Source organism: Enterobacter cloacae complex sp. 2021EL-01169 (genome assembly GCF_020733125.1).
GTDB classification, from domain to species: domain Bacteria; phylum Pseudomonadota; class Gammaproteobacteria; order Enterobacterales; family Enterobacteriaceae; genus Enterobacter; species Enterobacter roggenkampii.
The window spans coordinates 1-1,317 of the sequence record NZ_JAJFTC010000050.1; the positions used below are offsets into that span (position 1 = coordinate 1).

The 1,317-nt window shown below is 56.8% G+C and carries 2 protein-coding genes; both read left to right on the forward strand.

What is annotated here, in order from left to right; genetic code table 11:
* Nucleotides 1-112 precede the first annotated feature (112 nt).
* Nucleotides 113-460: a quaternary ammonium compound efflux SMR transporter QacE delta 1 gene (locus LLF79_RS26785; RefSeq protein ID WP_000679427.1), complete on the forward strand. Its 348-nt coding sequence runs from the start codon at nucleotides 113-115 to the stop codon at nucleotides 458-460.
* Nucleotides 454-1,293 carry a sulfonamide-resistant dihydropteroate synthase Sul1 gene (gene sul1 / locus LLF79_RS26790; protein ID WP_000259031.1) on the forward strand — a complete coding sequence of 280 codons (840 nt, stop codon included), beginning with the start codon at nucleotides 454-456 and terminating at the stop codon, nucleotides 1,291-1,293. Before LLF79_RS26785 ends, sul1 begins: the two co-directional genes overlap by 7 nt.
* Nucleotides 1,294-1,317 lie beyond the last annotated feature (24 nt).

A 1,317-nucleotide genomic window follows, 5' to 3' on the forward strand; every position in this document is an offset into this window, starting at 1 on the left:
GGCGTTAGATGCACTAAGCACATAATTGCTCACAGCCAAACTATCAGGTCAAGTCTGCTTTTATTATTTTTAAGCGTGCATAATAAGCCCTACACAAATTGGGAGATATATCATGAAAGGCTGGCTTTTTCTTGTTATCGCAATAGTTGGCGAAGTAATCGCAACATCCGCATTAAAATCTAGCGAGGGCTTTACTAAGCTTGCCCCTTCCGCCGTTGTCATAATCGGTTATGGCATCGCATTTTATTTTCTTTCTCTGGTTCTGAAATCCATCCCTGTCGGTGTTGCTTATGCAGTCTGGTCGGGACTCGGCGTCGTCATAATTACAGCCATTGCCTGGTTGCTTCATGGGCAAAAGCTTGATGCGTGGGGCTTTGTAGGTATGGGGCTCATAATTGCTGCCTTTTTGCTCGCCCGATCCCCATCGTGGAAGTCGCTGCGGAGGCCGACGCCATGGTGACGGTGTTCGGCATTCTGAATCTCACCGAGGACTCCTTCTTCGATGAGAGCCGGCGGCTAGACCCCGCCGGCGCTGTCACCGCGGCGATCGAAATGCTGCGAGTCGGATCAGACGTCGTGGATGTCGGACCGGCCGCCAGCCATCCGGACGCGAGGCCTGTATCGCCGGCCGATGAGATCAGACGTATTGCGCCGCTCTTAGACGCCCTGTCCGATCAGATGCACCGTGTTTCAATCGACAGCTTCCAACCGGAAACCCAGCGCTATGCGCTCAAGCGCGGCGTGGGCTACCTGAACGATATCCAAGGATTTCCTGACCCTGCGCTCTATCCCGATATTGCTGAGGCGGACTGCAGGCTGGTGGTTATGCACTCAGCGCAGCGGGATGGCATCGCCACCCGCACCGGTCACCTTCGACCCGAAGACGCGCTCGACGAGATTGTGCGGTTCTTCGAGGCGCGGGTTTCCGCCTTGCGACGGAGCGGGGTCGCTGCCGACCGGCTCATCCTCGATCCGGGGATGGGATTTTTCTTGAGCCCCGCACCGGAAACATCGCTGCACGTGCTGTCGAACCTTCAAAAGCTGAAGTCGGCGTTGGGGCTTCCGCTATTGGTCTCGGTGTCGCGGAAATCCTTCTTGGGCGCCACCGTTGGCCTTCCTGTAAAGGATCTGGGTCCAGCGAGCCTTGCGGCGGAACTTCACGCGATCGGCAATGGCGCTGACTACGTCCGCACCCACGCGCCTGGAGATCTGCGAAGCGCAATCACCTTCTCGGAAACCCTCGCGAAATTTCGCAGTCGCGACGCCAGAGACCGAGGGTTAGATCATGCCTAGCATTCACCTTCCGGCCGCCCGCTA

Excerpts from the sequence above, each read along its gene's own strand:
- LLF79_RS26785 (WP_000679427.1), top strand. The coding sequence starts at position 113 with ATGAAAGGCTGGCTTTTTCTTGTTATCGCAATAGTTGGCGAAGTAATC.
- sul1 (WP_000259031.1), top strand. The coding sequence starts at position 454 with ATGGTGACGGTGTTCGGCATTCTGAATCTCACCGAGGACTCCTTCTTC.